Origin of the sequence: Pseudomonas sp. MIL19 (genome assembly GCF_028680365.1) — a bacterium.
GTDB lineage: Bacteria > Pseudomonadota > Gammaproteobacteria > Pseudomonadales > Pseudomonadaceae > Aquipseudomonas > Aquipseudomonas spirodelae.
Window position 1 is genome coordinate 186,222 of record NZ_JAPPVG010000004.1, and the last position, 19,225, is coordinate 205,446.

The following is a 19,225-nucleotide window of genomic DNA, read 5'->3' on the forward strand; positions in this document are numbered from 1 at the left end:
TCGCCGTGATTCACGGGCGCAGAATGGCCCGTGAATACCCTGTTATCAGGCGTGCTTGAGGCGTTCGGCGAGTTTTGTCGCGAGTTTGGCGGTCAGGCCGTAGATCGACAGCTGTGGGTTGGCGCCGATACTGGTGGGGAACAACGAGCCGTCATGGATCGACAGGTTACTCAGTTGGTGATGGCGACCAAGGCTATCGGTCACCGCCTTTTGTGGGTCTTCACCCATGGCACAACCGCCCATCACGTGGGCGCTGCCCAGGCGCGTGCGATACAGCTCAAGGCTAAGGCTGTCGATCAGGCTTTTCGCCTCCGCCAGGGTCTTCACATAGCCGGCATCGGCGTGCAGCGGCAGCACCGCTTTGGCCCCTGCGGCAAACTGGATGTCGGCCATGGTATGGAAGGCGCGGCGTATGCCGTCCCAGGTGTAATCGGTCATCTGGTAGTCGAGCACCGGGCTACCATCGCCGCGCAACTCAACTTTGCCTTCGGCGCTGTCTGGGTGAAAACCATCGCGCATCAACGCCAGCATCACGTTGGTGTGGGGCAGCTGATCCATGCGCATGGCATTGTCGATGCCAAAGCGCCCCAGCATCGTGGCGGTGATGGCGGGTTGCAGCGGTGGCACTTCGAGCTTGTAGGAGAGGCGCCCTGCTGCGCCGTCATCCCACTGGAAGTGGTCGGAATAGATTGACTGCGGCGCGCCATAGAACGGATTAATCACCTGTTCGAACTGCGCAGCAGAGAAGTTCACCAGGTGCAGATAGGTGCGTTTGCCGGTGCGCTGATGCGGGTCGGGAGCACCCGAGCGCAAGAGAATGCCCGGCGTATTGATACCACCGCCTGACAGCACGTAGTGCTTGGCCTTAACGGTAATGCGGCGGCCATTGGGCGCGACACTGCGCGCGTCCATGCCCAGGCATTCGATGCCCGTGACTGTGTCGCCATCCAGCAGCAAACGTTCGGCGCGCGCCAGGTAGAGCAGCTCGCCGCCTTTATCCAGGGTCGCCGGGATGGTGGTAACCAGCATCGACTGCTTGGCGTTGGTTGGGCAGCCCATGCCGCAGTAGCCGAGGTTCCAGCAGCCGCGCACATTGCGCGGAATGACCTGCCATTCATAGGCGAGCTTTTCACAGCCGCTGCTGATCACTGCGTTGTTGGCGTTCGGCGGCACGGCCCAGGGGGCGACGCCCAGGCGTTGTTCCATCTGCGCAAACCAGGGCGCCATGTCTTCGGCGCTGTGGCCTTGGACGCCATGCTCCTTGGCCCAGTGTTCCAGGGTCGGCGTGGGCGTGCGAAAACTTGAGGTCCAGTTGATCAGGGTGGTGCCACCGACTGCACGGCCTTGCATGATGGTGATCGCGCCATCCTTGCTCATGCGCCCGATACCTTCCTGGTACAGCTCAGCATAGGCCTTGTCTTCGAGCATCTTGAAGTCGTCACTGGTTTTCAGCGGGCCTTCTTCGATCAGCAGCACCTTGAAGCCGGCAGCGCTGAGTATTTCAGCCGAAGTGCCGCCGCCCGCGCCGCTGCCGACGATGGCGACGTCCGCTTCGAGGGTTAGGTCGTTGTCTAGCTGCGAACCGTTGTAGGTCTTCCAGCCACGGGCCAGGCCTTCTTTGAAACTATCGGGTACGGGCATTTGAGGTGCTCTCAGGCGAATTCTTATTAGCGTCCAGTGGTTCCGCTTATTGACGATCTCGCGGCCTGGCCGAGGCGCAGTAGGTCGAGGTCAAACAGTTGGCGGGCCGGGGTAGCCGCAGTGCGCCCACGACTCGGCGCGGCTGTACCAACTCATCATGACTAACTGCAACAGCGAGGCGTGGCCCATTTGCAGCAGCGCCAGCGAGCTGTTTTGCCAGCGCTCAAGAAACGCCTGTATATCGGCGGCCGAGGCGTTCTGCCAACTGCCCCAAACCCCGGTCAGTGGGCCGCGGGTGATGGGCAGGGCCAGCACATCGAACAGCTGCACGGTCAGCTTGAGCAGTTCGGGCGATAGGTGATTGAGGCTGTAGTCGAGGTTCTCCAGGGTGCCGCTGATGGCCTGCGGCATCTGCGCTTGGGGCACCGCGCCCGCGAGCAGCACCGGGATCAGCGCCTGCAGGAAGGGCAGGTCGGTTTCGCGCAGCACCGCAAAACCGGCTTTTGGTGTGCTGGCCGAGCAGCCGCTGAGGGTGGCGGTCAGGCCCGCCGTGCCGAGCAGGGCGGTGCCCAGTAGGCCCACCTTGAGCAGGCTGCGGCGTGACAGGTTAGGTGCTTCAAGTGTGCGGGTGGTGTGCATTTTATTGTTATCACCGAATCAGGCTGTGGGCGGGCGCAGTGCGACTGAGCCCGCCCGGATCAGGTCAGCGTACGAACAGCTTATAGATCAGTTTTTGCAGGGTTTTGCCATAGGGTGGGTAGATCGTTTTGGCGGCGTTAAAGCGCTGCTTGATAAACACCCCCTTGGCCTTGCTGAAGGTGAGGAAGCCTTCATGGCCGTGGTAATGGCCCATGCCGGACGGGCCGACGCCGCCGAACGGCATATCGTCCTGGGCCACGTGCAGCAGGGTGTCGTTGATGCATACGCCGCCCGAATGGGTTTCGTGCAGGACACGTTGCTGCTCGCCCTTGTCGTAACCGAAGTAGTACAGCGCCAGCGGCCGGTCGCGCTGGTTGATATAGGCAAAGGCGTCTTCCAGCTTGTCGTACGGGATGATCGGCAGCAGCGGGCCGAAGATCTCGTCCTGCATCACCTTCATTTCATCCGTCACATTCAGCAGTACGGCCTGTGGCATGCGCCGGCCCTGGGCTTCTGGGTACAGCGAGATAACAGTCGCGCCCCTGCTTTCGGCGTCCTGCAGGTAGCTGTTGAGGCGCTGATGCTGGCGCTCGTTGATGATGGCGGTGTAGTCCGGGTTGTCCGCCAGCGTCGGGAAGAAGCTTTGCACCGCGTGGCGGTAAGCCTCTACAAAGCCATCCACGCGGTCCTTCGGCACCAGCACATAATCCGGGGCGACGCAGGTTTGACCGGCGTTCATGGTCTTGCCGAAGGCGATGCGTTCGGCGGCGTCACTCAGCGGTACGTCGGCGGAGACAATGGCCGGCGACTTGCCGCCCAACTCCAGCGTGACCGGCGTGAGGTTGTCGGCGGCGGCGCGCATCACGTGTTTGCCGATGCTGGTGGCACCGGTGAACAGCAGGTGGTCGAACGGCAGTTTGGAGAAGGCCATGCCCACTTCCGCCTCACCCAGTACCACGGTGACCAGATCCTCGGGGAAGACCTTGGCCAGCAGATCCTTGACCAGTTGCGAGGTGGCCGGGGTCGACTCGCTCATCTTGATCATCACCCGGTTACCGGCCGACAGCGCACCTACCAGCGGGCCGACGGCGAGAAACAGCGGGTAGTTCCACGGCACGATCACCCCAACCACGCCCAGCGGTTGATAGATCACCTTGGCGGCAGCGGGCATAAATTGCATGCCGACGCTGCGCCGTGACGGTTTCATCCATTTTTTGATGCGTTTGGTCGCGTAGTGGATTCCATGCAGGCTGGGCATCAGCTCGGCGAGCAGGGTTTCATCGGCGCTGCGGTTGCTGAAGTCCTGGCTGATGGCGCTGATCAACGCGTCCCGCTCGTTGCTGAGCAGCTCGCGCAGCGCGTTGAGCCACTGCATGCGTTGCTCCGCCGAGGGCATTGGGTTGGCGTTGTATGCCTGGCGCTGACGGGTAAAGCTGCTCTCCAGCTGGCTGATCTGCTGTTGGCTGTTGTGCAGGCTTTGTTCGAGGTAAGAGACGTCGGCGACCATCATGCTGCTCCTTGGCGTTCCGGCAATGCAGTGCATCAGATGACTGAGACCACTGCGGAAAAGGGATGCTGGATTTTTAGAGCAATTGCTCTAATCTGTCAAATCGCAGGACACGATCAACCGGTTGGCGCATTCCAGTGGCGTGTAAGTGCTTGATCTGGCTCGGCGCTGGGTAGCTCTTTGTGCGGTTGAACGTGTACTTTTGCCGGGCTTTGAATTGAGAACGAGCCGTTATGTCAGCCCCACTTAAAACCCGCGAACGCATCATTCAAGAGAGCCTGGCGCTGTTTAACGCTCAGGGCGAGCGCAGCGTCAGCACGAACCACATCGCGGCGCACCTAGGGATTTCACCGGGCAATCTGTATTACCACTTCCGCAATAAGCAGGCGATCATCGCCGAACTGTTCGCCCTGTATGAAAGCCAGGTGGATATCTTCCTGCGTCGTCCGGAAGGTCGGGCGCTAACCGTGCAGGACAAGACCTTCTACCTGGAGGCGCTGCTCGCGGCCATGTGGCATTACCGGTTTTTGCACCGCGACCTTGAGCATTTGCTGGAAAGCGATGCGGCGTTGGCTGAGCGCTACCGGCAATTTGCCCAGCGCTGCTTGGCGCAGGCGCAGGGGATTTATCAGGGCTTTGTCGAGGCCGGCATCTTGCTGATGGATGCGTCGCAGATCGAAGCGTTAACCCTTAATAGCTGGATCATCATGACCTCCTGGGTGCGCTTCCTCTGCACCACACGCGGTAACCCAGGCGACCTCAGTGAGGACATGCTGCGCCGTGGCATCTATCAGGTGCTGGCGCTGGAAGGCGGCTACACCGCCCCGCAAGCACGTGAGGCTGTGGAGGCGTTGTACTCCAAGCTGCATGTGCCGCTTGAACAGGTAAGCTGAGTTGCAACTGGCGTAGGGTGGGTTAGCCGCGCATTGCCACGATCTATTTTGATACTGCTGCCTTTGCGCGCGGTGTAACCCACCATCGCGGTGGCTGGGATTGCGCCTGGTGGGTTACGCCGCGCGCCAAACCCGCTTCGCTTGTCGGGGCTGGCTTCCTGCGTGGCTAACCCACCCTACAGTGGCTTGGCCGCCTGTGCGGTCAGCCACTGCGGAATGCGTCGCTCCAGGTAATAACCCGGCTTACCCAGGCTGCCTTCGACAAAACCGACGTGGCCGCCGTGGGCGTGTAGCTCGAACTGGATGCTCGGCGACAGTTCAGTTACTTCCGGCAGGCTATGGGCAAATACGAAGGGGTCGTCGGCGGCCTGGATAATCAGCGTGGGCGTCTCGATCCGGCCAAGGAAGTAGCGGCTGGACGCGCGGCGGTAGTAGTCCTCGGCATCGGCGTAGCCATGCAGCGGTGCGGTGATGCGGCCGTCGAAGTCCCAGAAAGTGCGCATATTGTCCAACGGGCCGAGCTTCTCCAGGGTGGACAGGCGATCACTCATGCCTTGGTGAGCGAACAGGCGCTGCTTGTCTTTCACGTAGGCGACCATCTCGCGCATAAAGTGGCTTTGGTAGACCCGAGAAAAGCCCATGCCGATGCGGTCAGCGCACTGATCCAGACGAAACGGCACCGAGACTGCCGCTGCGCCCTGCAACTGGCTGTCGGCGCCGGTTTCCCCCAGATATTTGAGCAGCACATTGCCGCCTAGCGAATAACCCACCGCATACAGCGGCGCCATCGGCCGCTGGGCGCGCAGGTGACGCACGGTTTCCGCCAAATCCTCACTGGCGCCGGAGTGATAACCACGGGCCAGCAGGTTCGGCTCGCCTGAGCAGCCGCGCCAGTTCAGCGCCACGCTGGCCCAGCCCTGAGCTGCCAGTTGCTGCTGCAAGCCCAGCACATACAGCGAGTCGGATGAGCCGGTCAGGCCATGCAGCACCAACACCCGCGGGGTGCTGGCTTCATGTGGGCCGTGCCAGTCCAGATCGAGAAAGTCGCCATCCTCCAGCCATAACCGTTCGCGTGTGCGCGCCAGTTTCGCGGGTTGGCGACACATCGGGTTCCACAGCGTTTGCAGGTGCGGGCCGGGCAGCCACCAAGCAGGTTTGAAGGACGTTTTCATGGTTGCGGTATCAGGCGGGTAAGCCCTCAGGCTAGGGCTTGAGGCGGTGAAACGGAAGCTAAATGCAGCGGCTGAATGGCATAGCCGACCAAGGCGGCTATGCCGCGTGGTCTAGAGCCAGGTGGGTTGCGCTGTAGGCTAACCCACCCTACAAAAGCGCTAGGCGGCGGTGCGCTGCCACAGTGCGTAATACACCTGCCCGGCCTTTTGTTCGCGGTGTAAGCGCCAGTTGCCGGGCATGCCGAGGCTGGACGGGGCGTTTTCGCTCTCGGTATAGACCCAGGCATCTGCGGCCAGCCAGCCGTTGTTTTCAAGGGCCTGGCAGGCCGGAAGCAACAGGTCCTGGTTGAACGGCGGGTCGAGGAATACCAGGTCAAACGGCGCCGTAGCCGGGTTTTGCAGGAAGAGCAGGGCATTGATCTGTTGCAGTTGGCCGTTGTCGCAGTTCAGCGTATGCAGGTGGCTGCGCAGGCTGTTGATGGCGGCTGGGTTAAGGTCCAGCGCCAGGGCGCTGCCGGCACCGCGCGACAGCGCTTCGAGGAACAGCGCGCCGCTACCGGCGAACAGGTCGAGCACCTTGGCCCCTTCAACGTAGGGCGCCAGCCAGTTGAACAGGGTCTCGCGCACCCGGTTCGGCGTTGGCCGCAGCCCGGCAGCCATGGGGAAGTTGAACTGGCGCGAGCGCCATCGCCCGCCGATGATGCGCAGCTGGCCATCGCCACTATGGGCGGGGTTGGCTTTCGGCGGCTTGGGTCGCTTGCTCATTAATGCTCCGGTACTGCTGAAGGTTGCTCGGCGGGGGTGTCGGTGGGCGGCGGCAGTTCTTTTTGCGCGACCGTCGGGCCAGCGGTGACGATCACCAGGGCTTCTGGGTCGAGGTGTCTGGCCATGGCCGTTTTGACCTGCGCCACGTCCAGCGCCTGCACGTCGCGCATAAAGTCTTCCAGGTAGCTCAGCGGCAAGTCGTAGAACCCCATCGAACCCAGCTGGCCGACGATGGCGGCGTTACTGGCGGTGGACAGCGGGAAGCTGCCGGCCAGCTCGCGCTTGGCGTTGTTCAGCTCGTCGGCGGTCGGGCCATTGGCGATAAAGTCGGCCAACATGCTTTTGACCAGTTGCAGGGTGCCATCGCTGAGTTCGGCGCGGGTCTGCAGGTTGATCATAAATGGGCCGCGCGCCTGCATGGCGCTGAAGCCTGAGTAGACGCCGTAGGTCAGGCCGCGTTTCTCGCGCACTTCGGTCATCAGGCGCGTGCCGAAACCACCGCCGCCGAATACCTGGTTACCCAGGTAAAGCGCGGCGTAGTCCGGATCGCGGCGGTCGATGCCGAGCTGGGCGATCATCAGGTGGGTCTGGTTCGAGGGGAACTCGATGTGCTGCAGGCCGGCCTTGGGTTCTTGCGGTTGGGCGATGCGTGGCAGCGCCGGGCCTTCTGGCAGGGCGGCGGACACCGCATTGGCTAGAGCTTCGGCATCACTGCGCGAGAGGTCACCAACCAGCGCGATGATCGCGTTATTGGCGGTGTAGGCTTTGGCGTGGAAGGCTTGCAGCTGTTCACGGCTGATCGCCGGAATCGACTCGGCATTGCCGTCGCTGGGATGCGCGTAAGGGTGCGTGCCGTACAGCCGCTCGAACAGTGCCAGGCTGGCCAGTTTGCCGGGGTTCTGCTTCTGGTATTCGAAGCCAGCCAGTAGCTGGTTCTTGATCCGCGCCAGCGAGTCTTCGGGGAAGGTCGGCTGGCCGATGACCTGATTGAACAGCTGCATGGCCGGTTCGCGTTTGTCCGCAGCGCTGAGGCTGCGCAAGCTGGTAATGGCCATGTCGCGGTAAGCACCGTTGCCAAAGTTGGCGCCGAGGTTTTCGAAGCCTGCGGCAATCGCGCCAACATCCTTACCCGGTACGCCTTCGTTTAGCATGGCATTGGTCAGCATGGCCAAGCCGGCGATGCCGTCGTCATGGCTGCTGCCGGCGGCAAAGGTCAGTTGCAGGTCGAACATCGGCAGCTCGCGGGCTTCAACGAACAGCACCTTGGCGCCTTCGGCGGTTTGCCAGGTCTGGATGTTCAGGTCGCGGCGACTTGGCGCCTGGTCACCCAGCGCAGCCAGGGACTCAATGCTGTCCGACTCGACGGCCGCAGCGGGTGTTGGGCTGCTATCCGGGCGGTTGATCACCAGGGCCAGCAGCGCCAGCAATATCAGTAGCGCCAGGCCGAGCAGGCCGTAACGTAGGCCGTTGCGCTCACTCATTGCCCTTCTCCTCAGGTAGAACATGGGCGACGCTTAGGCGGTCGCGGGTAAAGAAGGTGCTGGCGGCTTGTTGGATGTCGGCTGGGGTGACGGCTTCCAGTTCAGCCAGCTCCTGATCGATCAGTTTCCACGACAGGCCGACGGTTTCCAGCTGGCCAATGGCGGTGGCCTGGCTGGTGATGGAGTCGCGCTCGTAGACCAGCCCAGCAATCACTTGCGCCCTTACGCGGGCCAGTTCCTCGGCGCTCGGTGGGGTGTTCTTCAAATCCTCCAGCTCACGCCACAGGCCGGCTTCCACTTGCTCCAGGGTCTTACCGGTCTGCACGTTGGGCGTGGCGGAAAGAATGAACAGGCTGTCGCCGCGGGAGAAGCCGTCGTACCAGGCAGACGCGCCGGATACCAGTTCCTCACCTCTTTCTAGGCGGGTCGGCAGGCGAGCGCTGTAGCCGCCATCGAGCAGGGCGGCGGCGAGGCGCAGGGCGTGCACCTGACGCGGCTGTTCGGCGGTGGCCAGGCCCGGTACGTTGAAGCCCATCATCAGGCTCGGCAGCTGGGTTTTCAGGTGCAGGGTGATGCGTCGTTCGCCCGGCGCGGCCAGTTCACGCGGCGCCTTGGCGGTGGGCACGGTGCGCTTGGGGATGGCGCCGAAATAGCGTTCGGCGAGGATTTTCACCTCGGCGACGCTGACGTCGCCCACCACCACTAGGGTGGCGTTGTTTGGCGCGTACCAGGCTTCGTACCAGGCGCGCAGCTCCTCGACGGTCATGCGCTCAAGGTCGGCCATCCAGCCGATGGTCGGCGTGTGATAACCGCTGGCGGGGTAGGCCATGGCCTTGAAGCGCTCGTAGGCCAGGCTCGACGGCTTGTCGTCGGTGCGCAGGCGGCGCTCTTCCTTGATGACCTCGATTTCTTTGGCGAACTCGTCGGCCGGCAGCTTGAGGCTGGCCAGACGGTCGGCTTCCAGCTCCAGGGCGATGGCCAGCCGGTCGCGGGCCAGCACTTGGTAATAGGCGGTGTAATCGTCGCTGGTGAAGGCGTTTTCCTCTGCGCCCAGTTCACGCAGGATGCGTGAGGCTTCGCCGGGGCCGAGCTTGCGGCTGCCCTTGAACATCATGTGTTCGAGGGCATGGGACAAGCCGGTCTGGCCGGGCGTCTCGTAGCTGGAGCCGACCTTGTACCAGAGCTGGGAGACCACCACCGGGGCGCGATGATCTTCGCGCACGATGACCTTGAGGCCGTTATCCAGGCTGAATTCATGGGTGGGTTGCGGCGCGGCGGCAAAGGCCAGCAGCGGCGTACAGAGCACGCCCAGCAATAAAGCGGCAGTGCGTTGGGCAATTATTGACATAGATTCTCGACCTGTCGGACGGGCCCGCTTGGTCTTAGCGTCGGCGGGCGCGGAGGTGCTAGGATACGCATCCGTTTTACTGACGACCACGCCTACTCAGGCATCTGATTGTTACTGCGTACACTCTTCAGCTTTTAATGCTGCGTGAGTAATGCCTTCAGAGCCTGTTGCTGCGCGCGTCGCTCCTTTGAGATAGCCGTCCTCCATGTTTGGTTCCAACGACGACAAGAAGACCCCCGCTCCTTCTGGCGCCAAGCCAGCGGAGAAGAAAGACCTGTTCGGCTGGCTGCGTAAAAAGCCGCAAGCGCCGGCCAGCCCGGCACCGCAACCCGCACCGGTTAGCGAACAACCGGCTACTCCGGTTGCTCCCGAGGTTGCCGCCCCTGCACCGGCTGAGCCCGTCAACGACGCGCCAGTGCCCGCGGTAAAACCACTCGACACGCCAGTGGCTGAGCCACAGCCTGCTCCGGTTGCTCCGGTTGCTCCGGTTGCTCCGGTTGAGCAGGTCGCGCCTGCCGTAGCGGCACAGCCTGAAGCCGGCGAGGCGAGCCCGGTGCCACGGCCGTCACGCTTCCGTATCAATGCCGGCAGCGAAGTGCTGCATGCCCATGTTGAGCCGCCGGTGGTGGTTGAGCCGATCGTTGAGCCACCAGCCCCGGTTCAGGTCCCGGTGGTTGAGCCGGTCAAGGTCGAGGTGGCAGCCAAGAACCCGGAAGAAAACCGTGCCGGTTTCCTTGAGCGCCTCAAGCAAGGCTTGTCGAAAACCAGTGCCAGCCTCGGCGAAGGCATGGCCAGCCTGTTCCTTGGCAAGAAAGTCATCGACGATGACCTGCTGGAAGACATCGAAACCCGCCTGCTAACCGCCGACGTTGGCGTCGAGGCCACCACCGCGATTGTGCAGAACCTGACCAAGCGCGTGGCACGCAAGGAGCTGGCCGACAGTGGCGCGCTCTATAAAGCCTTGCAGGAAGAGTTGACCACGCTGCTCAAACCGGTCGAGCAGCCGCTGAAGATCGACAGCAGCAAGCAGCCCTACGTGATTCTGGTGGTCGGCGTGAATGGTGCGGGTAAGACCACCACCATCGGCAAACTGGCGAAAAAACTCCAGCAGGATGGCAAGAAGGTCATGCTGGCCGCTGGCGACACCTTCCGCGCTGCAGCTGTCGAGCAGCTGCAGGTGTGGGGCGAGCGCAACCAGATCGCGGTGATCGCCCAGCACACCGGCGCTGACTCGGCCTCGGTGATCTTTGATGCTGTGCAAGCGGCGAAATCGCGCGGGATGGATGTACTGATTGCCGACACCGCTGGGCGTCTGCACACCAAAGATAACCTGATGGAAGAGTTGAAGAAGGTGCGCCGGGTGATCGGCAAACTGGATGACACCGCGCCGCACGAGGTATTGCTGGTGCTGGATGCCGGCACTGGGCAGAACGCGATCAATCAGGCCAAGCAGTTCAACCAGACCGTCAGCCTCACCGGCCTGGCCCTGACCAAACTGGACGGCACCGCCAAGGGCGGGGTGATTTTCGCCCTAGCCAAGCAGTTCGCCCTGCCGATTCGCTATATCGGCGTCGGCGAGGGCATCGACGACCTGCGTACCTTCGAGGCCGAAGCCTTCGTTCAGGCGCTGTTCGCGGAGAAATAGGATGATCAAATTCGAGCAGGTCGGTAAACGCTACCCCAACGGCCACGTCGGGCTGCACGAACTAAGTTTCCATGTGCGCCGTGGCGAGTTTTTGTTCGTCACTGGCCACTCCGGCGCGGGCAAAAGTACCTTGCTGCGCCTGCTGCTGGCGATGGAACGGCCAAGTAGCGGCAAATTGCTGCTGGCCGGGCAGGATTTGTCGCATATCACCAATGCGCAGATTCCCTTTCTGCGCCGGCAGATTGGTGTGGTGTTCCAGAATCACCAATTGCTCTTCGATCGCAGTGTGTTCGACAACGTAGCGCTGCCTTTGCAGATTCTGGGCTTGTCCAAGGACGAAATCGGCAGCCGTGTGCGCACCGCCCTGGAGCGCGTATCGCTGGCGGACAAAGCCGAGCAATTCCCCGGCGACCTGTCCACCGGTCAGCAGCAGCGTGTCGGTATTGCTCGCGCGGTGGTTCACCGTCCGGCCTTGTTGTTGGCGGACGAACCCACCGGCAACCTTGACCCGCGTCTTGCGGCCGAGATCATGGGTGTGTTTGAAGACATCAACCGCCTGGGTACCACGGTGCTGATTGCCAGTCACGATTTGGCGCTGATTGCCCGCATGCGCCACCGTATGTTGACCCTGCAACGCGGCCGCCTGATCGGCGACGGGGAGGCGGCATGAGCGCCACCCGTATGCCACCGCCGCAACCGGCGCAGCGCGTTGGCGCGGCGGCGAAAAAGACCGAGCCGCCAACCCCGGATGACGGCCCGAGCTTTTCCCATCAGTTACATGCCTGGCTGGAAAGCCACCGCGCCAGCCTGGTCGACAGCCTGCGCCGGCTGGGCAAACAGCCGATTGGCAGCTTCTTCACCTGTCTGGTCATGGCCGTAGCCTTGAGCCTGCCCATGGGCCTGGCTTTGCTGCTGGATAACGTCGAGCGCTTGGGTGTGTCCTGGCAACGTGCGGCGCAGATTTCCCTGTTTTTACAGATTGATGCCACTGAGTCTCAGGGGCAGGCGCTACGCGAGCAAATCGCCGAGATGGATGATGTGGCGGAAGCGGAGTGGATCAGCCGTGAGCAGGCACTTGCCGAGTTTCAGCAACAGTCGGGGTTGGGCGAGGCGCTGAAAGAGCTACCGGATAACCCGCTGCCGGGGGTGATTGTGGTCACCCCGCAGGAAGTCGACAAAGTTGCCCTGGAGGCCTTGCGCTTGCGTCTGGCCGAGTTGCCGCGCGTGCAGCAAGCGCAGTTGGATCTGCTCTGGGTCGAGCGGTTGAGCGCGATGCTTAAGCTGGGCGAACGTTTTGTCTTCGGTTTGACCCTGCTGTTGGTTCTGGCGCTGCTGCTGGTGATCGGCAATACCATTCGTCTGCATATCGAAAATCGCCGCACCGAGATCGAAGTGATCAAGCTGGTCGGCGGTACCGACAGCTATGTGCGTCGGCCCTTTCTTTATATGGGTACGCTCTACGGTTTAGGCGCTGGGCTGCTGGCGTGGTTGCTGCTGGCTTATGGCCTGGGCTGGCTGAACGACGCCGTGGTGCGTCTGGCGGGTTTGTACGGCAGCGACTTCGCTCTGGATGGCGTGCCGATGGCCGATGGTCTATCCCTACTGCTCGGCGCGGTACTGTTGGGCTATATTGGCGCCTGGCTGGCTGTAGCAAGGCACTTGAACGAGCTGGCTCCAAGGTAGTAAGTTATTGTTTTGCTTGATATTGACTATGTGTAAGGGAACTTGTAGATAGGCCCAACGTCTTATTGAGCGGTGCTAGACTGCCACACGATTTCGTAAGTAGGAGGATCCAAATGTCCACTTCTATGCAACCTGTTCATGCTCTGGTTCCGGGTGCCAACCTGGAGGCTTACGTGCATGCGGTAAACGGCATCCCGCTGTTGACCCCCGAGCAGGAGCGTGAGCTGGCGGAAAATCTCTTCTACAACCAAGACCTTGAAGCCGCCCGGCAAATGGTTTTGGCGCACCTGCGCTTTGTGGTGCACATCGCCCGCAGCTACTCCGGTTACGGCTTGGCCCAGGCTGACCTGATTCAGGAAGGTAACGTTGGCCTGATGAAGGCGGTCAAGCGCTTCAACCCGGAAATGGGTGTGCGCCTGGTGTCGTTCGCCGTGCACTGGATCCGCGCCGAGATTCACGAATTCATCCTGCGCAACTGGCGCATTGTCAAAGTTGCCACCACCAAGGCGCAGCGCAAGCTGTTCTTCAACCTGCGCAGCCAGAAGAAGCGTTTGGCCTGGCTGAACAACGATGAAGTGCATGCCGTGGCCGAAAGCCTGGGCGTGGAACCGCGCGAAGTACGCGAGATGGAAAGCCGCCTGACTGGGCATGACATGGCCTTCGATCCGGCTGCCGAGGCGGATGACGAAAGCGCGTTCAAGTCGCCGGCTAATTACCTGGAAGATAACCGCTACGACCCGGCGCGGCAGTTGGAGGACTCCGACTGGACCGACAGCTCAAGTGCCAATCTGCACGAAGCGCTGGAAGGCTTGGACGAGCGCAGCCGTGACATCCTTTACCAGCGCTGGCTGGCTGAAGAGAAGGCCACGCTGCATGACTTGGCGGCCAAGTACAACGTGTCGGCCGAGCGCATTCGTCAGCTGGAAAAAAACGCGATGAACAAGCTCAAGGGTTCGATCGCCGCGTAAATCGCGCTACTGTCAAAAGCCGCACCTAGGTGCGGCTTTTTTATGGCCTGCCATCCCTGGCGGCCACCCTTCGGGCCGTCGCTATGCGACGTTAAAAATCGCTCCCGGCGATTTTTTATGGTCAAGGAAAACTCAATGAAATTCCCCCCATTGCGGCCGTTGCACTGGCTGATCGTTACTGTCGTTGCAGCCATGTTCTTTGCCTGGGGCGCATGGCTGATGCGTCCGCAGCCGGCCGCGCAACCTTTGCCCTGGCTGGCGCAATGGCAAACCGAGGTGCTGACGCCCCTGGCCGATGATCGGCTGAGCGTGGTGCACCTGCGTGATGCTCTCGAGGGCGAGCTGTGGCTGCAGCCCAACCTGGATGGTGCGCGCCTGCTCTATCGCGGTGAGTTGCAGGATGGCAATGAAGCCTGGTCGCTGGAGGCGGAGGTGGGGCTTGAGGACGCTGAGCGCGAGAGCTTGCTGGCGGCCGCTGGGCTAAAACCGACGGATAAGGCGCAGCCACTGGGCAGTCAGCTGCTGGTGTCCTTGGCCAATCGGCCGATTATTGCGCTGACCCTGTTGCCGCCTGCGCCGCTGGATGCAGCGCGGCTAGCGGCCAGTATCGGCCAGCCGCGCCTGACGCTGGAGCTGGCCGAGGGGCAGGCTTGGGTCTATCCCGAGTTGGGCATGACCGCGCACCTGCAGGATGGCGAGCTGTATTTTCTCTACGCCGTACCGCGCCATCTACTCAAGCAGCGTTAGTTAGAACCCGCTGGGGAGCCACTCACGTAACCAGTCGGGACGGTTTGGTTGTAAGCGATTGAGGTAATGGTTGCCGCCCAGCTGGCGCATTTGTTGGCGAATCCAGCTGGCGCGGCGGCTGACGTGGGCGCTGGGTCGGCCAGCGCTCCATTCGCGCGGGTTGGGCAGTACTGCGGCGAGCAAGCTGGCCTGCTGGCGTGACAGATAAGGGGCACCGATGTTGAAGTGATGCCGCGCCGCGGCCTCGGCACCGAATACCCCGTCACCCCATTCAACGCTATTAAGATACACCTCAAGAATCCGCTGCTTTGGCCAAAGCAGTTCGACCAACCCGGTGAACCACACCTCGATGCCCTTGCGCAGCCAACTGCGGCCGGACCAGAGGAACAGGTTTTTCGCCACTTGTTGGCTGAGGGTGCTGGCGCCACGCAGTGAGCCGCCTTGCTGATTGTGCGCCAACGCGGCCTGGATGGCGGCGATGTCGAAGCCCCAGTGCTCGGCAAACTTTTGGTCCTCGCCGGCGATCACCGCCATCTTCAGGTCATCCGGCAGTTCACTCCAGGGCCGCCAGCTGCGCTGCAGGTCGATGGGCTGATCGTTGAGCCAGGACTCGACCTTGCGCTCGACCATCAGGGCGGTGCCGGGTGGTGGCACCCAGCGCAGCAATAGCACCAGCAATACCGAGGCGATCATCAACCAGAGCAGGAGTTTGAGCAGTCGGCGGAAGAGGGAGCGAACCATGCGTGCTTGGCCAGGACGAATTTGCCGGCCATTATAGCCAGCCTTGTCTTTATCGCTGGAGTGATGCATGGCGCGTCTGTGGTTATTACTGTCTGCGTGTACCGGCTTTACCGGTGTAGCCCTGGGCGCTTTTGCGGCGCATGGCTTGAAGAGTCAGCTGACGCCAGCGTACCTCGCGGTGTTCCAGACAGGCACGCAGTATCAGTTAGTGCACGCCTTGGCGCTGTTTGGCGTCGGCCTGCTGGCCTTGCTGCGCCCGTCGCGCCTGGTCAGCTGTGCGGGCAGCTTATTTGCTCTCGGTACCCTGCTGTTCTCTGGCAGCCTTTATGCGCTGACCTTGAGTGGTATCAGTGCGTTGGGCATGGTTACCCCCTTGGGCGGCGTAGCATTTCTCTCCGGTTGGGCGTGTCTGGGTGTTGCTGCCTGGCAGCTGCCGGGGCGCGGTGAGCGCTGACCCGTAAGTCAGAAAGCGTGACGGGCAGCCGCCTTTAGCCTTGGTCAACGCCGGTGATCAGGCTAGAATGCCGGCCCTTTTCCCGTTGGGAGCGAGCCGTCATGCGTATTCTGTTAAACGGTGAACCATTCGAATTGCCCGACGGCGCAACCGTCGGTGGGTTGATCGAGCGTCTGGATCTGGCCGGCCGCCGCGTCGCGGTAGAGCTCAATCTGGATATCGTGCCGCGCAGCCAGCACCTCACCACCGCCCTGCGTGAAGGTGATCAGGTTGAAGTGGTGCATGCCATTGGTGGTGGTTGAGGCCGCTAGCCAGCTGCCTGATGACTACCCACCCACTTCAAGAGGATTACCCATGAGCCACGTTCCTAACGACAAGCCTTTCACCCTGGCGGGCCGTACCTACCAATCGCGCCTGCTGGTCGGGACCGGCAAGTACAAAGACCTCGAAGAAACCCGTCTGGCCATTGAAGCCTCGGGTGCCGAGATCGTTACCGTGGCGGTGCGCCGTACCAATATCGGGCAGAACCCGGGCGAGCCGAACCTGCTGGATGTGATCAGCCCCGAGCGCTACACCATCCTGCCGAACACTGCCGGTTGCTACGACGCCGTTGAAGCGGTGCGCACCTGCCGCCTGGCCCGCGAACTGCTCGACGGCCACAAGCTGGTCAAGCTGGAAGTGCTGGCCGACCAGAAGACCCTGTTCCCTAACGTGATCGAAACCCTCAAGGCCGCCGAAGTGCTGGTCAAGGATGGTTTCGACGTAATGGTCTACACCAGCGATGACCCGATCATTGCCCGCGAACTGGCGGCCATGGGCTGCATCGCGGTGATGCCGCTAGCCGGTTTGATCGGCACCGGTCTGGGCATCTGCAACCCGTACAACCTGCGCATCATCCTCGAAGAGGCCACGGTGCCGGTGCTGGTTGATGCCGGCGTGGGCACGGCTTCGGATGCGGCCATTGCCATGGAGCTGGGCTGCGAGGCGGTATTGATGAACAGCGCGATTGCCAATGCACAGCACCCAATTTTGATGGGCGAGGCGATGAAGCACGCCATCATCGCCGGACGTATGGCCTATCTGGCCGGACGCATGCCGAAGAAACTCTATGCCAGCGCCTCGTCGCCGCTGGGTGGCCTGATCAAGTAAACGCATCCTAAGAGCACAGCATGACTGATTTGCCACAACAGCCCGAGCCGGCTGCAGACACCTCCAAGCATCGCGCGATCAAAAGTTTCGTGATGCGTGCCGGGCGCATGACTGAAGGTCAGCAGCGTGGCCTTGATCAAGGCTGGCCGAAATTCGGCCTGCAACTGGAGGATGGCCTGCGCGACTTTGATCAGGTGTTCGGTCGCAGTGCACCACGCACCTTTGAGATCGGCTTTGGCATGGGCCACTCGACCCTGGAAATGGCCGCTGCTGCGCCCGAGCAGGACTTTATCGGGGTCGAGGTGCACCGCCCCGGCGTTGGTGCGCTGCTCAACGGCCTGATGACGCAGAACCTCGACAACATGCGCGTATACAGCTGCGATGCCATGGAAGTGCTGCGTGACTGTGTGGCCGATGCCAGCCTTGACCGCGTGCTGCTGTTCTTTCCGGACCCATGGCACAAGGCCAAACATAACAAGCGTCGGATCGTTCAGCCGGCGTTTGCTGAGCTGGTGCGGCAAAAGCTCAAGGTCGGCGGTGTGTTGCACATGGCCACCGATTGGCAGCCCTATGCCGAATACATGCTCGAGGTGATGAGTGCCGCCCCCGGCTATCAGAACCTGGCTGAAGATGGCCAGTATGTGCCGCGCCCGACAGAGCGCCCGACCACAAAATTCGAACGCCGCGGCGAGCGCCTCGGGCATGGCGTGTGGGATTTGAAGTTCCAACGCATCAGCTGATGCCCCCGCGCTGGAGCGCCAGCGCTGCAAGACCATAAGCCAAGGATGATTGCACTAGATCGGAATAATCCGACATTCGCCAGGACGGCTCCTCACTAAAACAGCACATACACCTGGGCAGGATTGCCCGAGCCATAACAACAGCAGCCCTGCCACTGGCCAGGCTGCGAGGAGATCGCTGTGTTGAGAGTATTTACAATTCTGCTACTGGCAGCCTGCACGCTGCAGGCACAGGCCAAGGTCGACAGTGCCCAGGCCACCCGTCTGGGCCAGGACCTGACCCCGCTGGGCGGTGAGCGCGCGGGTAATGCCGCCGGCACTATTCCGGCCTGGAACGGTGGCGTGGCGCAGCCGCCAGCCAACTATCAGCCGGGCATGCATCACCCTGATCCTTTCAGCAGCGACCCCGTGCTGTACCAGGTCAACAGCCAGAACCTGGCGCAATATCAGGCGCTGCTGCCGGCAGGCTTGCAGGTATTACTGGAAAAGAACCCCGAGTACTTCCTGCGGGTGTTTCCGACCCATCGCAGTGCCGCCGCACCGCAACGCATCTATGACGCCACGCGCTTCAACGCGCAGGCTGCTGAGCTGATTTCCGGCGGTAATGGGGTCGATGGTGTGGCGGCCGGGATTCCTTTCCCGCTGCCGAAAACCGGCCAGGAAGCCATCTGGAACCACATCATGCGTTACCGTGGCGACCAGATCAGCTTTGTCACCAACCAGGCGGCCGTGCTGTCCAACGGTGCTTACAACCTGCTCAAGCTGGAGCGTGATATTTACTTCCTCTACGGTCGTGAAGGCGTCACGCCACAGGACCTGGATAACACCCTGTTCTACTACAAGTACAAGGTGGTCGCGCCGGCCAAGCTGTCTGGCTCGGCACTGGTGGTGCAGGAAACCCTCGATCAGGTGCTGGCGATCCGTAAAGCCTGGCGCTTCAACCGTGGCGAGCGCCGCGTGCGCCGCTTGCCGATGCTGGCCTATGACACCCTGCAGCCTGACACCAACGGCATGGCCACTGCCGACGTGGTCGATGCCTACAACGGTGCGCCGGATCGCTACGAGTGGACGCTGGTCGGCAAGCAAGAAAAACTGGTGCCGTACAACAGCTATGCCGTCCACCAGAAGGGCATCCCTTACGACAATATCCTGCGGCGCAACACCGTTAACCCTGACCTGTTGCGTTACGAGTTGCACCGCGTGTGGATAGTTGACGCCCAGCTGCGTAAAGGCTTCAGCCATCCGTACGCCAAGCGTCGTTTCTATATCGACGAGGACAGCTGGCAGGTGCTTGCCGTCGATTTGTATGACAAGAGCGGTGAGCTGAGTGGCGTGCAGGAAAGCCACCCGATCAGCTACTACGACGTGCCGATGTTCGGCAGCACCTTGGAAACCATCTACGACTTCAAAGGCGAGCGTTACTTCGTCGACGGCATGGATAACAACGAGCCGATGTACAACTTCAACGCCAAGCTGACGCCGCGCGATTTCACCCCACAAGCGCTGCGCCGCGAAGGCAACTGAGCCGACGCCCTGGCAATAGCGCAAAGCCGCCCTTGTTGGGCGGCTTTTTTATGGTGCGCCAGGCATGGCGCGTAGCGCCGTGACTGGCGCTGTCGGGTTCACTGTGGTGGTGAGCCTGGCGACTTGGA

At 61.8% G+C, this 19,225-nt stretch carries 19 protein-coding genes; 11 read left to right on the forward strand and 8 right to left on the reverse strand.

The features are described 5' to 3' along the window. Nucleotides 1–45 precede the first annotated feature (45 nt). The 3 genes from N1078_RS05275 to N1078_RS05285 form a co-directional block, all read right to left on the reverse strand. Nucleotides 46–1,641 (reverse strand): GMC family oxidoreductase, encoded by a 1,596-nt coding sequence (locus tag N1078_RS05275; protein ID WP_274087150.1) that lies wholly within the window; start codon nt 1,639–1,641, stop codon nt 46–48. Between the two features lie 90 nt (nt 1,642–1,731). Then, a complete protein-coding gene (locus N1078_RS05280) occupies nt 1,732–2,280 on the reverse strand; it encodes a twin-arginine translocation pathway signal protein (protein WP_274087151.1) in 549 nt (182 codons plus the stop codon). Between the two features lie 64 nt (nt 2,281–2,344). Beyond that, a complete protein-coding gene (locus N1078_RS05285) occupies nt 2,345–3,787 on the reverse strand; it encodes a coniferyl aldehyde dehydrogenase (RefSeq protein ID WP_274087175.1) in 1,443 nt (480 codons plus the stop codon). Nucleotides 3,788–4,020: 233 nt separating this feature from the next. Here N1078_RS05285 and N1078_RS05290 point away from each other — a divergent pair, with 233 nt between their 5' ends. Next, nucleotides 4,021–4,680, forward strand: coding sequence for a TetR/AcrR family transcriptional regulator (locus tag N1078_RS05290; RefSeq protein WP_274087152.1), 660 nt, complete (start codon nt 4,021–4,023; stop codon nt 4,678–4,680). Nucleotides 4,681–4,856: 176 nt separating this feature from the next. Here the strand turns inward: N1078_RS05290 and N1078_RS05295 are convergent, their stop codons facing one another. The 4 genes from N1078_RS05295 to N1078_RS05310 all read right to left on the reverse strand — a co-directional run bounded on the left by N1078_RS05295 (nt 4,857) and on the right by N1078_RS05310 (nt 9,446). Next, nucleotides 4,857–5,852 (reverse strand): hydrolase, encoded by a 996-nt coding sequence (locus tag N1078_RS05295; protein WP_274087153.1) that lies wholly within the window; start codon nt 5,850–5,852, stop codon nt 4,857–4,859. Between the two features lie 159 nt (nt 5,853–6,011). Beyond that, entirely contained in the window at nt 6,012–6,617 is a 606-nt protein-coding gene (gene rsmD, locus N1078_RS05300; RefSeq protein ID WP_274087154.1) for a 16S rRNA (guanine(966)-N(2))-methyltransferase RsmD, read from the reverse strand. Further along, nucleotides 6,617–8,098 carry a M16 family metallopeptidase gene (locus N1078_RS05305; protein WP_274087155.1) on the reverse strand — a complete coding sequence of 494 codons (1,482 nt, stop codon included), beginning with the start codon at nt 8,096–8,098 and terminating at the stop codon, nt 6,617–6,619. Before N1078_RS05305 ends, rsmD begins: the two co-directional genes overlap by 1 nt. Continuing rightward, complete coding sequence (locus N1078_RS05310) at nt 8,091–9,446, reverse strand: M16 family metallopeptidase (protein ID WP_274087156.1); 1,356 nt, start codon at nt 9,444–9,446, stop codon at nt 8,091–8,093. The genes N1078_RS05305 and N1078_RS05310 overlap by 8 nt, the downstream gene beginning before the upstream one ends. Nucleotides 9,447–9,651: 205 nt before the next feature. On the opposite strand from N1078_RS05310, the gene ftsY reads away from it, so the two are divergent. From ftsY to N1078_RS05335, 5 genes are all read left to right on the forward strand, one after another. Continuing rightward, nucleotides 9,652–11,091, forward strand: coding sequence for a signal recognition particle-docking protein FtsY (gene ftsY / locus N1078_RS05315; RefSeq protein WP_274087157.1), 1,440 nt, complete (start codon nt 9,652–9,654; stop codon nt 11,089–11,091). Between the two features lies 1 nt (nt 11,092). Beyond that, nucleotides 11,093–11,761 carry a cell division ATP-binding protein FtsE gene (gene ftsE / locus N1078_RS05320; protein ID WP_274087158.1) on the forward strand — a complete coding sequence of 223 codons (669 nt, stop codon included), beginning with the start codon at nt 11,093–11,095 and terminating at the stop codon, nt 11,759–11,761. Next, nucleotides 11,758–12,774: a permease-like cell division protein FtsX gene (gene ftsX / locus N1078_RS05325; RefSeq protein ID WP_274087159.1), complete on the forward strand. Its 1,017-nt coding sequence runs from the start codon at nt 11,758–11,760 to the stop codon at nt 12,772–12,774. Before ftsE ends, ftsX begins: the two co-directional genes overlap by 4 nt. Nucleotides 12,775–12,887: 113 nt before the next feature. Continuing rightward, nucleotides 12,888–13,742, forward strand: a complete 855-nt coding sequence (gene rpoH / locus N1078_RS05330; RefSeq protein WP_274087160.1) for an RNA polymerase sigma factor RpoH — start codon at nt 12,888–12,890, stop codon at nt 13,740–13,742. Nucleotides 13,743–13,877: 135 nt separating this feature from the next. Further along, the gene (locus N1078_RS05335; protein ID WP_274087161.1) at nt 13,878–14,489 is read left to right on the forward strand and encodes a hypothetical protein; all 612 of its coding nucleotides are present in this window, start codon (nt 13,878–13,880) and stop codon (nt 14,487–14,489) included. Here N1078_RS05335 and mtgA read toward each other — a convergent pair whose 3' ends face one another. Next, nucleotides 14,490–15,230 (reverse strand): monofunctional biosynthetic peptidoglycan transglycosylase, encoded by a 741-nt coding sequence (gene mtgA / locus N1078_RS05340; RefSeq protein ID WP_274087176.1) that lies wholly within the window; start codon nt 15,228–15,230, stop codon nt 14,490–14,492. Between the two features lie 67 nt (nt 15,231–15,297). Between mtgA and N1078_RS05345 the strand changes: the two genes are divergently transcribed. The 5 genes from N1078_RS05345 (at nt 15,298) to N1078_RS05365 (ending at nt 19,097) form a co-directional block, all read left to right on the forward strand. Then, nucleotides 15,298–15,684: a DUF423 domain-containing protein gene (locus N1078_RS05345; protein ID WP_274087162.1), complete on the forward strand. Its 387-nt coding sequence runs from the start codon at nt 15,298–15,300 to the stop codon at nt 15,682–15,684. Between the two features lie 101 nt (nt 15,685–15,785). Next, nucleotides 15,786–15,986, forward strand: a complete 201-nt coding sequence (thiS, locus tag N1078_RS05350) for a sulfur carrier protein ThiS (protein ID WP_274087163.1) — start codon at nt 15,786–15,788, stop codon at nt 15,984–15,986. Between the two features lie 52 nt (nt 15,987–16,038). Next, complete coding sequence (locus N1078_RS05355) at nt 16,039–16,833, forward strand: thiazole synthase (protein ID WP_274087164.1); 795 nt, start codon at nt 16,039–16,041, stop codon at nt 16,831–16,833. A gap of 20 nt (nt 16,834–16,853) precedes the next feature. Then, on the forward strand, nt 16,854–17,573 hold the full coding sequence (gene trmB / locus N1078_RS05360) for a tRNA (guanosine(46)-N7)-methyltransferase TrmB (protein WP_274087165.1): 720 nt from the start codon (nt 16,854–16,856) through the stop codon (nt 17,571–17,573). A gap of 180 nt (nt 17,574–17,753) precedes the next feature. Further along, nucleotides 17,754–19,097, forward strand: a complete 1,344-nt coding sequence (locus N1078_RS05365) for a DUF1329 domain-containing protein (protein ID WP_274087166.1) — start codon at nt 17,754–17,756, stop codon at nt 19,095–19,097. Nucleotides 19,098–19,225 lie beyond the last annotated feature (128 nt).